This window comes from Brucella sp. NBRC 113783 (assembly GCF_040372265.1).
GTDB lineage: Bacteria > Pseudomonadota > Alphaproteobacteria > Rhizobiales > Rhizobiaceae > Brucella > Brucella teleogrylli.
On record NZ_BAABRX010000002.1, the window covers coordinates 786,861 to 799,850 of the forward strand.

A 12,990-nucleotide genomic window follows, 5' to 3' on the forward strand; every position below is an offset into this window, starting at 1 on the left:
CGAAAATGGGAACCGGTTTTCGGACAAGATCATGCGCGCGAAGAAGATAGGATGAGCGCCCATGCCGAAACGTACAGATATCAAATCGATCCTGATTATCGGCGCGGGCCCCATTGTCATCGGCCAGGCTTGCGAATTCGATTATTCGGGCACGCAGGCTTGCAAGGCGTTGAAAGAGGAAGGCTACCGCATCATCCTCGTCAACTCCAATCCGGCCACGATCATGACCGACCCCGATCTGGCGGACGCGACCTATATCGAGCCGATCACGCCGGAAGTCGTCGCCAAGATCATCGCCAAGGAACGTCCGGACGCGCTGCTGCCCACCATGGGCGGCCAGACCGCGCTGAACACCGCATTGTCGCTGCGCCGCATGGGCGTGCTGGAGCGCTACAATGTCGAGATGATCGGCGCCAATGCCGAGGCCATCGACAAGGCCGAAGATCGCGCGCTGTTCCGTGAAGCCATGGACAAGATCGGCCTCGATACGCCGGAATCCCGCCTCGCCAACGCCACCGAAATCAAGGACGAAGACCGCAAGCGTCATGAAGCCAAGCGCGCTGAAGTGAAGTCGCAATATTCGGGCGACGCGCTGGACAAGGCCCTCGACAAGCTGGAAACCGAATGGCAGCTCGGCGAAGTCGAACGCAAGCAGCGCTACATGACCCACGCGCTCGCCAAGGCGGCGCAGGCGCTCGACGTGGTTGGCCTTCCGGCCATCATCCGCCCGAGCTTCACGCTCGGCGGCACCGGCGGCGGCATCGCCTATAACCGTCAGGAATTCTTCGAAATCATCGAACGCGGTCTGGACGCATCGCCGACCACCGAAGTTCTGATCGAAGAGTCGGTTCTGGGCTGGAAAGAATATGAAATGGAAGTCGTCCGCGACAAGGCGGACAACTGCATCATCATCTGCTCGATCGAAAACCTCGATCCGATGGGTGTACACACCGGCGATTCGATCACGGTCGCGCCTGCGCTGACGCTGACCGACAAAGAATACCAGATCATGCGTAACGCCTCGATTGCGGTGCTGCGCGAGATCGGCGTTGAAACCGGCGGCTCCAACGTACAGTTCGCGATCAACCCGGCCAATGGCCGCATGATCGTCATTGAAATGAACCCGCGCGTCTCACGTTCTTCGGCGCTCGCTTCCAAGGCTACCGGCTTCCCGATTGCCAAAGTCGCGGCCAAGCTCGCTGTCGGCTACACGCTGGACGAACTCGACAACGACATCACCGGCGGCGCGACGCCAGCCTCGTTCGAACCGTCGATCGACTATGTCGTCACCAAGATCCCGCGTTTCGCTTTCGAAAAATTCCCCGGCTCCTCGCCGATCCTGACCACCGCCATGAAGTCGGTCGGTGAAGTGATGGCCATTGGCCGCACTTTTCAGGAAAGCTTGCAGAAGGCGCTGCGGGGTCTTGAAACCGGCCTGACCGGCCTTGACGAAATCGCCATTCCCGGCATCGAGGACGGCGACGAGAAGAACGCCATCCGCGCCGCCATCGGCACGCCGACGCCGGATCGTCTGCGCATGGTCGCGCAGGCCATGCGCCTCGGCCTGACTGTCGAGCAGGTGCATGACGCCTCCAAGATCGACCCATGGTTCCTCGAACAGATCGAAGCCATCGTGTTGACCGAGGAGCGCATTCGCGAACATGGTCTGCCGCAGGACGCTGAAAACCTGCGCATGCTGAAGGCAATGGGCTTCTCCGACGCGCGCCTTGCCAGCCTGACGAACAAGGACGCTGCGGACGTGGCCAAGCTGCGCGCCGATCTCGACGTGCATCCGGTCTATAAGCGCATCGATACCTGCGCCGCCGAATTCGCTTCGCCGACTGCTTACATGTACTCGACCTATGAAACGCCCTTCGTCGGTCAGCCACGTTCGGAAGCTGAAGTTTCGGATCGCAAGAAGGTCGTCATTCTCGGCGGTGGGCCGAACCGTATCGGTCAGGGCATCGAGTTCGATTATTGCTGCTGCCATGCTGCCTTCGCGCTCGGCGACGCCGATTATGAAGCCATCATGATCAACTGCAACCCGGAAACGGTTTCGACCGATTACGACACCTCGGACCGCCTCTATTTCGAACCGCTGACGGCGGAAGACGTGCTGGAAATCCTGCGTGTTGAACAGGAAAAGGGCACCCTGCACGGCGTGATTGTCCAGTTCGGCGGCCAGACCCCGCTCAAGCTCGCCAATGCACTTGAAAAGGCCGGCATTCCGATCCTCGGCACCTCGCCGGACGCCATCGACCTTGCGGAAGATCGCGACCGCTTCCAGAAGCTTCTGGTCAAGCTCGACCTGAACCAGCCGAAGAACGGCATTGCCTATTCGGTCGAACAGGCTCGCCTCGTCGCCGCTGACCTCGGCTTCCCGCTGGTCGTTCGCCCGTCCTATGTTCTGGGTGGCCGCGCCATGCAGATCATCCATGACGAGCGCACGCTGCAAGCCTATCTGCTCGACACCGTGCCGGAACTGGTCCCGGAGGACATCAAGGCGAAATATCCGAACGACAAGACCGGCCAGATCAACACCCTGCTCGGCAAGAACCCGCTGCTGTTCGATACCTATCTCACCCAGGCCATCGAAGTGGACGTCGATTGCCTCTGCGATGGCAAGGACAGCTTTGTGTCGGGCATCATGGAGCATATCGAAGAAGCCGGTATTCACTCCGGCGACAGCGCCTGCTCGCTGCCGGTTCACTCGCTCTCGGCTGAAACCGTCGCCGAACTCGAACGTCAGACCGAAGCATTGGCCAAGGCGCTCAATGTCGGCGGCCTGATGAACGTGCAGTTCGCGATCAAGGATGGCGAAATCTTCATCCTCGAAGTGAATCCGCGCGCTTCGCGTACGGTGCCGTTCGTTGCCAAAACCATCGGCACCCCGATTGCCAAGGTCGCGGCCCGCATCATGGCTGGCGAAAGCCTTGAAGCAGCGCTCGGCGCTTATGGCGGCAAGCCGCAGGCCCCATCGCGCCCGCATATCGCGGTCAAGGAAGCCGTGTTCCCGTTCGCTCGTTTCCCCGGCGTCGATACGCTGCTCGGACCGGAAATGCGTTCAACCGGCGAGGTCATGGGCCTCGACTACGACTACGCACTGGCTTTCGCCAAGGCGCAGCTTGGTGCCGGCGTGGAACTGCCGCGTGAAGGCACGGTGTTTGTGTCGGTGCGCGACGAAGACAAGGAACGCGTTCTGGCACCTGTGCGCAAGCTCGCAAGCCTCGGCTTCCGCGTGATGGCAACCGGCGGCACGCAGCGTTTCCTCGCTGACAATGGCGTCGAGGCGATCAAGGTCAACAAGGTCATCGAAGGCCGTCCACATGTGGAAGATGCGATCCGCAACCGTCAGATCCATCTGGTCTTCAACACCACCGACAGCGCCAGCGCCGTGTCCGACTCCAAGTCGATCCGCCGCGCAACGCTGATGCAGAAGCTGCCTTACTACACCACGATGGCAGGCGCAGAATCAGCGGCCGAAGCCATCGCGGCGCTGAAGGCCGGTTCGCTGGAAGTGCGTCCGCTGCAGGATTACTTCCGCGCATAATCTGTTTTACAGATAATGAAAAAAGCCGCCGGAGCGATCCGGCGGCTTTTTTCATGCGCTCTTTAAAGCGGGAATTTCCAGCGGCTTGCCATCGGGATCATCTTCCAGATTGACCTGCCGGGAGAAAAACCCGTTATGCAGATGCGGCTTGCCCAGATGGATCACAGCAGCGTCTTTCAGCTCAGTGGTCAAAATGTCCCGGATGCGATCATAGGCTTCGGCATCGAGACCATCCAGCGCGCCATCGATGATGATCCATTGCGGCTTTTGCAGAATGAGGCGGGCGAAAGCGAGACATTGCCGCTCGTCATCGGTCAGCACCCGTTCCCAGCGTGTGGCGTAGTCGAGACTGCCGATAAGCCGGTCAAGCCCGGCGCGCTGCAACACGCCCTCCAGCGCTTCGGGCGAGAATTTCTTCAGGTCGAATGGATAGACGATGACGCTCTTCAATGTCCCGGGCGGGAAATAAGGCGCACGTGGCATGAAGGCTACGCCGTCATTGGCTGGCATGCCGATCCGCCCCTCGCCCCATGGCCACAGACCGCCAAGCGCCCGAAAGAGCAAGGTGCGTTGGGTTTCGGTGCCGCCGGTTACCAACACCCGTTCGCCCGGCTTGACCGCGAAGGCGCTCTTCGACAGGCGCAAACAGCCATCGGGTGCCGCAATCGACACATCATCGAGACTGATCCTATCGCCTTCGTTGACGGCCAGATCGACGTGCCGGTCGAGATGACCCAACTCATCCATGCGCAGAATTGCCTGACGGAAAGTGGCGACACGAAGCAGTGTGGCGCGCCAGTCGGCAATGGCACCGAAATTATCCACGAACCAGCGCAGTGAATTATGCACCTGCGTAAACGCGCCGACGGCCATCATCAGACCACCGAAGGTCAGTCCGCCAGAGAAATACACCGGTGCGGCGACCAGAATCGGCGCGACGATGGTGAGCCAGCCATAACCAGCCGTCACCCATGTCAGTCGCGTGGTCGCATAGACGATCTTGCGGATCGCAGCCAGCACGGCGTCGATATCGAGGTCGAGACGGCGGCGCTCATCCGCCTCACCGCGCGAAAGGGTGACCGAATCGAGATGCTCATTGACGCGCATCAGCGAGGCGCGGAAATCCGCCTCGCGCGCATAACGATTGGCATTGATATTGACGAGGTTGCGCCCGACGATCCATGTCAGCCACGATGCGGACGCGGCATATATGATCACCGCCCACACCATATAGCCGGGAATCGGGAAGCTATAACCGCCAATATTGAAAATAAATCCGCTCGACAGCGACCACAATACGCCGACAAAGCTCAACAGAATGACGGTCGATTGCAGCAGGTTGATACCGAGATCGCAGGATGTTTCGGCAAGGTGGCGCGCATCTTCATGCAGGCGCTGATCGGGATTAATGCCGATCTCGCCCGCATTGGCGAGCCGAAAGGCGCGCCCCGGCACCAGCCATTGACCAACGAGATCGCGCGCCAGCCCTTCACGCATCTTCAGCTTGAACATCTGGTTCAGCCATGTCTGGGCGACATTGAGCACCAGCAATGTGCCCGCAATACCGAAGAACACCATCAGCTGCTGGAAGAACGCCTGCAAATCCTTGCGCGCCAGCGCATCGTAAAACGGCTCGTTCCAGCGGTTGATGGCCACCTGCCCAATCGCAATCAGCACGATCAGCACGAAAATGCCGGTTCCGAGTGCAATCAGCGTGGTGCGCACTGGCGAATTCCAGAAAGCGCCGGTCATCATCGAGACCTGTGAGAACAGATCATTGCCGTCCCGGACCGGCTGACGGGTGAGCAAGCCCTTGATACCAACGCGCTGGGACTTCCCTCGCTTGCGGCTTTTCCTTTGCGCGCTGCGCTTCGGCTGCTTCTGTTCCGGTTCAGACGTCATATTTGCCTCGCCACGTGCCGTTCGCGAATCCCTGTGACGAAATCGCGGGCCATTCGCAACATGCGCATTATGCATATCACGCAAAAGTCAAAGAAAAGCGATGTCTCGTTCGGGCTCTGACTTTAGATCTGTCTTTTCTGGCAGGACCGATCTATTGCCCGTCTTAATAGTAAGGTCGCAACACCTTCAAAAAAGAGCGACCATGCGCGCAATCGCTGATACGGCGGCGTTTTAGATAAAAAATACCTAGCGTTGACGTTAAAGCTGCGATTTTTTTAGCAAAACCATGGCCAGACACACATCCTAGCTCTCTTGTGCTGGTCAAATTTGTCGCATATAGTCCGGCAATCGATTTTTCGGTCGAGTGACTTTGAGACCCGTGCGGCCTGCCGTGCTTCCTGACGATCTCCTGTCCATAAATTCGATCCACAGGGACGTATGCGGAGCATGCGGACTAAAAATTACTATCGTTACAAAGGACATTCCCATGGCTACGGGAACAGTTAAATGGTTCAACACGACCAAGGGTTTCGGCTTCATTCAGCCTGACCAGGGCGGCACGGACATTTTCGTTCACATCTCTGCCGTTCAGCGCGCTGGCCTTGCCACGCTCAACGAAGGCCAGAAGGTCACCTACGAGATCGTGCAGGACCGCCGTTCGGGCCGTTCGTCTGCCGACAACCTCGTCGCAGCCTAAGACATTTTGCCGCCGGATGTTTCATCTGGCTTGTGCACGAATGTGACATGAAAACATTGGAGCGCCGGTCTGACCGGCGCTCTAATTTTTTGGAATCAGAGAAAATTCTCCGAGCCTGAATCAAAAAGCGGCATGTGTGTGCGAAAATGGTGATTTTCGAGTACCGGAGCGGAGCGTACTTTGGGTACGTGAGCACCGGAATGGAGAAAATTGCCATTTGCAGCCACACAGGGCGACTTTTAGAACAGGCTCTCAAGGCAGCCAGTCGAGCGCCACATGGCCCGGATGGGCCGCAACGCGCTTGAGCCAGGCCTGAACCGCGGGATATTGCTGCATGTCGAAGCCGCCCAGATGCGCCTCATGCGTATAGGCATAGAGCGCGATATCGGCGACCGTATAAGTCTCGCCCGCCAGATAGGGCGTCTTTTCAAGCTGTGTTTCCATGACGCCAAGCGCCTTGTTGCCACCGGCGAGCGTTGAGGCCAGACGTTCCGGCGTCGCATCCCGTGCCCGCTCCGGATAGAGCATCAGCGCCCGGCGCACGGCCACATGGGGCTCATGGCTATATTGTTCGAAGAACAGCCATTGATAGACAAGCCCCCGCTCATAGGCGTCCTTGGGCAGAAACGGCGTTCCTTCCGCCAGATAGAGCAGCATGGCGTTCGATTCTGCCAGCAGTCGCCCGTCCTCCAGCTCCAGCAATGGCACCTTTCCGTTGGGATTTTTGGCGAGATAGTCCGGCTTGCGCGTCGAGCCGTCGAGCGACGAAACCGTGACATGCCGAAAAGGCCTGCCCAGCAAGGCAAGCAGAAGGCGGGGCTTGTAGCAATTTCCTGAATCGGGTTGGGCGTAAATGGTCAGCATGAAAATCTCCTGTTTCAAAAAACCATATCGACGCGCGGACAGCATCCTGTCTAATCAGTTTCATTGAGATATTATGTCAGCAAGACTGATCTATCCGACACTTTTCGCAACACAATTTCGAGAAAACCCGGATTCACGGGCGAAAAGTCAATCCATCTGTTGCGATTCCCGTGCCGATGCGACATAGAAAATCCGCAAAACCGCGCCGTTCCCAGTGCGGTTAACAGAGCCTGCCATCTATGGAGATCTATCATGGCATTTCTCGCCGACGCCCTTTCCCGTGTAAAGCCATCTGCGACCATCGCGGTCAGCCAGAAAGCACGCGAACTGAAAGCCAAAGGCAAGGACGTGATCGGTCTTGGTGCGGGCGAACCCGATTTCGACACGCCGGACAATATCAAGCAGGCCGCCATCGACGCGATCAATCGCGGCGAAACGAAGTACACGCCTGTGGCCGGTATTCCTGAGCTGCGCAAGGCCATCGTCGCCAAGTTCAAGCGCGAAAACGGCCTCGACTATACGCCGGATCAGGTCATCGTCGGCACCGGCGGCAAGCAGATTTTGTTCAACGCCTTCATGGCCACGCTGAACCCCGGCGATGAAGTCATCGTGCCTGCCCCTTACTGGGTCAGCTATCCGGAAATGGTTGCGATCAACGGCGGTACGCCGGTGTTCATCAACACCAAGATCGAAGACAATTTCAAGCTAACCGCTGCCGATCTGGAAAAGGCGATCACGCCGAAGACCAAGTGGCTGATCTTCAACTCGCCGTCGAACCCGACGGGCGCTGCCTATACGGAAGCCGAGCTGAAGGCGCTGACAGACGTTCTTGTGCGTCACCCGCAGGTCTGGATCCTGACCGACGACATGTATGAGCATCTGGTCTACGGCGATTTCGTCTTCACGACCCCTGCTCAGGTCGAGCCGTCGCTCTATGACCGCACGCTGACCATGAACGGCGTTTCCAAGGCCTATGCCATGACCGGCTGGCGCATCGGTTACGCCGCTGGCCCGCTGCAACTCATCAAGGCCATGGACATGGTGCAGGGTCAGCAGACTTCCGGTGCCTGCTCGATCGCCCAGTGGGCAGCGGTTGAAGCGCTGAACGGCACGCAGGACTTCATCCCGAAGAACAAGGAAATTTTCCAGGCTCGTCGCGATCTGGTCGTATCGATGCTCAATCAGGCCAAGGGCATCCAGTGCCCGACACCGGAAGGCGCATTCTACGTCTATCCGTCCTGCGCTGGCCTGATCGGCAAGAAAACCGAAGCTGGCAAGGTCATCGAAACGGACGAAGATTTCGTCACCGAACTGCTGGAAGCAGAAGGCGTTGCCGTGGTTCACGGTTCGGCTTTCGGTCTTGGACCGAACTTCCGCATTTCCTATGCAACGTCCGATGAGCTGCTCGAAGAAGCCTGCACCCGTATCCAGCGCTTCTGCGCCAGCCTGCGCTAAGCATTTCTCCCGAAAGTGGGAACCGGTTTCGAGACAAAGACATGCGTAAGAACAAAAGCTTCTGAATAGCGAATAACAAAGGGGCCGCAAGGCCCCTTTGTCGTATCCGCACTTTCACGGAAAAACAGCACGTGGCTTCGCCCTGTCAGAACAGACAGCTGGAAGGTGATCAGCATTTGTAGTTTGTTGTGTTCAGCCGTCGCGGCCAATAACAGGCGAAAAGCCAAAAAAAAAGCCAGACAAATGTCTGGCTTTGAGTTTTGAAGGTGCCTTTGAGGCAAACCTCCAGAGGGGAACACTCAGCCCGCGCAAATGGGAGGAGGAAACGCGGCGCTGAGATGATTGTTATATGCTCCCTGCTCATCATTTTTGCAATGCAACTTTAGCGCAAAGCTGCCATGCATCCTGCGCATAGCTCGTTCAGGCACTTATTGTAAATACAATCAAATAGTTAGCTAAATCTTGCCCGCCCAATGAGCGGTTGGATGCAAATCAGAGCGCCTATGGAACAGGCATCGATACAACCTAACTGCCTGCAAAATCAGCAAATCACCTTCCGCTGATTCCCCACAGAAGATGTCATCCAACTGTCATTGCGGCGCATCAGGACTGTCACAAAACAGGCCTAAAAGCCCCGGCAGAGCCGATGCGGGGAGAACGCATCCGGCGTGAAGCGGCCACCGGAGAAGACGGTGATCGCTGCGAACATCTCACAAGCCATGAGGGAGCGCGCCCATGCGGATCGTTCAAATCACCGACACCCATCTCAGCCCGATCAAGACACATTTCAACCCGAACTGGGAACCGCTCGTGGCGTGGATCGAGCAGCAGAAGCCCGATCTCATCATTCACACCGGCGATCTTGCCGTCGATGGCGCCGATATCGAAGCTGATCTCGAATTCTGCCGCAGTTGTTTCGAACAGCTCTCCGCGCCCGTCCTCAGCGTGCCGGGCAATCACGACATCGGCCATCTGCCGGAAAGCCACCAGCCGGTCAATGCCGAGCGCCTTGCGCGCTGGCAGCGCCATATCGGTCCAGACCGCTGGGCCAAGGACCTCGGTGACTGGCTGATCGTCGGCCTCAACAGCCTTATCATCGGCACCGGCAGCGAACAGGAAGAAGACCAGTTCCAGTGGCTGGAAAACGTTCTGGAAAACGCAGACGGCAAGCCCGTCGCCGTTTTCGCGCACAAGCCACTCTTCGTCGACGATCCGGAAGAAGGCGACAGCGGCTATTGGGGCATCCGCCCGGTGGCGCGCCAGCGTCTCTATGATCTCTTCGCGCAGTATAACGTGCAGCTTCACGCCAGCGGCCACCTGCACCGGGCATGGAAGGGCGAAGCGTTCGGCACGCGCTATGTCTGGGGACCGGCGGCGGCCTTCATCGTCGGCGCGATGGAACGCGATCTGCCAGGCGAGCGTATTCTCGGCGCTGTCGTGCATGAACTTGGCGAAGCAGCCACCAGCGCCATCGTGCGCATTGATGAACTGACGCCCTACGTGATCGACGATGTGGTGCATGAGGTCTATCCGCATCATGCGGGCGACGGCGCGAAAGTCACGGAAGAGGCAACCCAATGAGCACGCTTGCCATCCGCGATATCGGGAAGTCCTATGGCGGCAACCGCATTCTGGACGGCATCAGCATCGACGTGGCGGAGGGCGAATTCATCGCCCTCGTCGGCCCGTCTGGCTGCGGCAAGAGCACGCTTTTGCGCATTCTTGCCGGGCTCGACCATGCCGATGAAGGCAATGTCGCGCTGGCTGGCCGCGACATCACCGGCGCGCATCCCGCCGACCGCAATATCGCGATGGTCTTCCAGTCCTACGCTTTGTATCCGCATCTGACCGCCGCGCAGAACATCGCCGTGCCGCTCGCCATGCGCGACATGACGACGACCGAACGCCTGCCCGTCGTTGGACCACTGGTTCCAGGCCAGCGCGCCAAGCGCGCCGCGATCCAGAAACAGGTGAAAACCACCGCCGCCAGCCTGAAAATCGACCATCTTCTCGACCGCAAGCCCGGCCAGATGTCGGGCGGCCAGCGCCAGCGCGTTGCACTTGCCCGTGCGCTCGTGCGCCAGCCCGGCGTTTTCCTGATGGACGAGCCTTTGTCCAATCTCGATGCCAATCTGCGCGTTCATACCCGCGCCGAGATTGTGGAACTGCACCGCCGCGCTGGCGTGCCGACGATCTATGTCACCCACGATCAGGCTGAGGCGCTGAGCATGGCCGACCGTGTGGCGGTGATGATGGGCGGCAAGCTGCTCCAGATCGACACGCCCACCGCGATCTATAACGATCCGCGCCATATCGAAGTGGCCCAGTTCATCGGCACCCCGCGCATCAACATTCTGGACGCCTTGGTCAGCGATCAGGGCAGTGTCCATTTCGCGGGCCGCCCGATCCTGCAAAACGTCGCCGCCTATGCGGGCACAACGATCCGTGTCGGCATCCGCCCGGAACATTTCCGTCTGCGCCCGCATGACAAGACCGGCATTAGCGGAACCGTCTCGCGCATCGAATTCCTCGGCTCCGAAGTGTTGGTTTACCTGAAAGCGCCCGGCTCCGCGCAGGAACTGATCGTGAAGCTCGCCCCTGTCAAGGCCGATCACATTGCACCCGGTCTGCCTGTCGGCCTGCATTTCGATGCGGAAAACGCCTATCTCTTCGGCGATGACGGCGCGCGCCTGCGCCAGCCTGCCGGAAATGTGGTGACCCTCGCACCGGCGGAAAAGGCTCCGGCTCATGTCTGATCTCGCTCTTGCTAGGCCCGGCGCAGTCAGCGCCCGCACTGCCGCCGAAAATGCGCGGCGGCGCGAGGAGCGACTGGCCTGGAAACTCGCCTCCCCCGCCATTCTCCTGACGGTGCTGCTGATCCTTCTGCCGACCGCAGCAGTCTTGTTCTGGAGCTTCACCAATTACGAACTCGGCTATGCCGGTTTCGAATTCATCGGCCTCGACAATTATGTCGAACTGTTTAGCGACCGCACTTTTCTCATCTCTTTGAAGAACACGGCGATCTATACGGCCATTGTCGCACCGGCCTCGGTGTTTCTCGGCCTCGGCGTCGCGCTTCTCATCGAAGGCGAAGTGCGCGGAAAGTCTTTCTTCCGCACTGTCTATTTTCTGCCTGTTGCCTCGCTTCTCGTCGCCATGGCGACCGTCTGGCAATATCTGCTGCATCCGACCCTTGGCCCCGTGAACACCCTTCTCGGCATGGTCGGCATTACCGGCCCCAACTGGCTCGGCTCCAGCGATACGGCGCTATTCAGCCTTGCGCTGATCGGCGTCTGGCAGAGCGTCGGCTTCAACATGGTGCTGTTTCTGGCCGGGCTGACTGCCATTCCGCGCGAACTCTATTCCGCCGCCGAAGTGGACGGCGTGAAAAGCAGCTGGGAGCGCTTTCGTCTCGTCACATGGCCGCTGCTCGGCCCCACGACGCTCTTCGTGACGACAATCAGCATCATCAATGCGGTCAAGGTGTTCGAAACCGTCAAGACGCTCACCGAAGGCGGGCCAAACAAGGCCACCGAAGTCCTGCTCTGGAGCATCTATCAGGAAGGCTTTGTGTTCCTGCGCGTCGGTTACGCCTCGGCCATGACCGTGATTTTCCTCGCCGTGCTGATCGTCCTGATGCTGCTCCAGTTCCGTGTGCTGGACCGCCGCACGCATTATTGAGGAAACGGATATGTCATTCGCCCGCTCGTTTCGCCTCGGCCTTCTCTCGTTCGGCGCGCAGCTTTTCCTCGCGCCATACATCTTCATGCTGTCCACCGCAGCCAAGTCGCAGCAGGACATTTTCTCGTCGTCGCTCTCGCTGATCCCGCAGAACTGGGCGCTTTGGGACAATGTCGCCAAAGCCCTCACCCGCGTACCCATGGGGCTGCTGCTCTTCAACGGCGTTGTGGTCTGTGGACTGGTGCTGGTGGTGCAGGTGGTGATCGCCATTCCATGCGCCTATGCCATGGCGAAACTCAACTTTCGCGGCCAGCGCACCATGATGGTTCTCGTCATGCTGGGACTGCTGGTGCCGATCCACGCAACCGCGCTGCCCATCTATGTCGGCTTCAACCAGCTTGGCGTGCTGAACAGCTATTTTGCGCTCAGCGCACCGTTCTTCATCTCGGTATTCGGCATATTCCTGTTCCTGCAATTCTTCCGCGCCATGCCCGACGATCTCATCAGCGCCGCCCGCCTCGACGGCATGTCGGAAGCAGGCATTGTCATGCGCGTGATCGTGCCAAATGCATGGCCTGCTATCACGGCATTCTCGATCTTCTCGGTTGTTGCGCACTGGAACGATCTGTTCTGGCCGCTGATCGTCGTCAACGGCATGGAACGCGCCACGCCGCCGCTCGGCCTGCTCTATTTCCGCGCCGCCGAAGCCGGTGACGACTACGGCGCGCTGATGGCGGCAACGCTCATCATCACCTTGCCTTTGCTGCTGGCCTTTCTCGCCGCCCAGCGCCGCTTCATCGAGGGCATCACCCTGACCGGTCTCAAAGGCTGACCTCTTTCG

9 protein-coding genes are annotated in these 12,990 nt (G+C 59.0%); 7 read left to right on the forward strand and 2 right to left on the reverse strand.

Translation table 11 applies throughout. The features are described 5' to 3' along the window. Positions 1-61: 61 nt before the first annotated feature. Entirely contained in the window at positions 62-3,550 is a 3,489-nt protein-coding gene (carB, locus tag ABWW11_RS09120; RefSeq protein ID WP_109369459.1) for a carbamoyl-phosphate synthase large subunit, read from the forward strand. 51 nt (positions 3,551-3,601) lie between these two features. On the opposite strand, the gene ABWW11_RS09125 is transcribed toward carB, so the two are convergent. Then, the gene (locus tag ABWW11_RS09125) at positions 3,602-5,452 is read right to left on the reverse strand and encodes an ABC transporter ATP-binding protein/permease (protein WP_109369460.1); all 1,851 of its coding nucleotides are present in this window, start codon (positions 5,450-5,452) and stop codon (positions 3,602-3,604) included. A 487-nt stretch (positions 5,453-5,939) separates the two neighbouring features. Here ABWW11_RS09125 and ABWW11_RS09130 point away from each other — a divergent pair, with 487 nt between their 5' ends. After that, positions 5,940-6,149, forward strand: coding sequence for a cold-shock protein (locus ABWW11_RS09130; protein ID WP_109369461.1), 210 nt, complete (start codon positions 5,940-5,942; stop codon positions 6,147-6,149). Positions 6,150-6,401: 252 nt separating this feature from the next. On the opposite strand, the gene ABWW11_RS09135 is transcribed toward ABWW11_RS09130, so the two are convergent. Next, positions 6,402-7,013 carry a glutathione S-transferase family protein gene (locus tag ABWW11_RS09135; protein ID WP_109370269.1) on the reverse strand — a complete coding sequence of 204 codons (612 nt, stop codon included), beginning with the start codon at positions 7,011-7,013 and terminating at the stop codon, positions 6,402-6,404. A gap of 252 nt (positions 7,014-7,265) precedes the next feature. On the opposite strand from ABWW11_RS09135, the gene ABWW11_RS09140 reads away from it, so the two are divergent. The 5 genes from ABWW11_RS09140 (at position 7,266) to ABWW11_RS09160 (ending at position 12,981) form a co-directional block, all read left to right on the forward strand. Then, on the forward strand, positions 7,266-8,468 hold the full coding sequence (locus ABWW11_RS09140; RefSeq protein WP_109369463.1) for a pyridoxal phosphate-dependent aminotransferase: 1,203 nt from the start codon (positions 7,266-7,268) through the stop codon (positions 8,466-8,468). A gap of 735 nt (positions 8,469-9,203) precedes the next feature. After that, complete coding sequence (locus ABWW11_RS09145) at positions 9,204-10,049, forward strand: metallophosphoesterase family protein (protein ID WP_109369464.1); 846 nt, start codon at positions 9,204-9,206, stop codon at positions 10,047-10,049. Beyond that, on the forward strand, positions 10,046-11,224 hold the full coding sequence (locus tag ABWW11_RS09150) for an ABC transporter ATP-binding protein (RefSeq protein ID WP_109369465.1): 1,179 nt from the start codon (positions 10,046-10,048) through the stop codon (positions 11,222-11,224). The genes ABWW11_RS09145 and ABWW11_RS09150 overlap by 4 nt, the downstream gene beginning before the upstream one ends. After that, on the forward strand, positions 11,217-12,149 hold the full coding sequence (locus ABWW11_RS09155) for a carbohydrate ABC transporter permease (protein WP_109369466.1): 933 nt from the start codon (positions 11,217-11,219) through the stop codon (positions 12,147-12,149). The genes ABWW11_RS09150 and ABWW11_RS09155 overlap by 8 nt, the downstream gene beginning before the upstream one ends. Before the next feature lie 10 nt (positions 12,150-12,159). Then, positions 12,160-12,981, forward strand: a complete 822-nt coding sequence (locus ABWW11_RS09160) for a carbohydrate ABC transporter permease (protein ID WP_109369467.1) — start codon at positions 12,160-12,162, stop codon at positions 12,979-12,981. Positions 12,982-12,990: the final 9 nt, after the last annotated feature.

Bases quoted from the DNA above. Each gene is read 5' to 3' on its own strand.
- ABWW11_RS09150 (WP_109369465.1), top strand. From the start codon at position 10,046: ATGAGCACGCTTGCCATCCGCGATATCGGGAAGTCCTATGGCGGCAAC.
- ABWW11_RS09140 (WP_109369463.1), top strand. From the start codon at position 7,266: ATGGCATTTCTCGCCGACGCCCTTTCCCGTGTAAAGCCATCTGCGACC.
- ABWW11_RS09155 (WP_109369466.1), top strand. From the start codon at position 11,217: ATGTCTGATCTCGCTCTTGCTAGGCCCGGCGCAGTCAGCGCCCGCACT.
- ABWW11_RS09125 (WP_109369460.1), bottom strand. From the start codon at position 5,452: ATGACGTCTGAACCGGAACAGAAGCAGCCGAAGCGCAGCGCGCAAAGG.
- ABWW11_RS09145 (WP_109369464.1), top strand. From the start codon at position 9,204: ATGCGGATCGTTCAAATCACCGACACCCATCTCAGCCCGATCAAGACA.
- carB (WP_109369459.1), top strand. From the start codon at position 62: ATGCCGAAACGTACAGATATCAAATCGATCCTGATTATCGGCGCGGGC.
- ABWW11_RS09130 (WP_109369461.1), top strand. From the start codon at position 5,940: ATGGCTACGGGAACAGTTAAATGGTTCAACACGACCAAGGGTTTCGGC.
- ABWW11_RS09135 (WP_109370269.1), bottom strand. From the start codon at position 7,013: ATGCTGACCATTTACGCCCAACCCGATTCAGGAAATTGCTACAAGCCC.
- ABWW11_RS09160 (WP_109369467.1), top strand. From the start codon at position 12,160: ATGTCATTCGCCCGCTCGTTTCGCCTCGGCCTTCTCTCGTTCGGCGCG.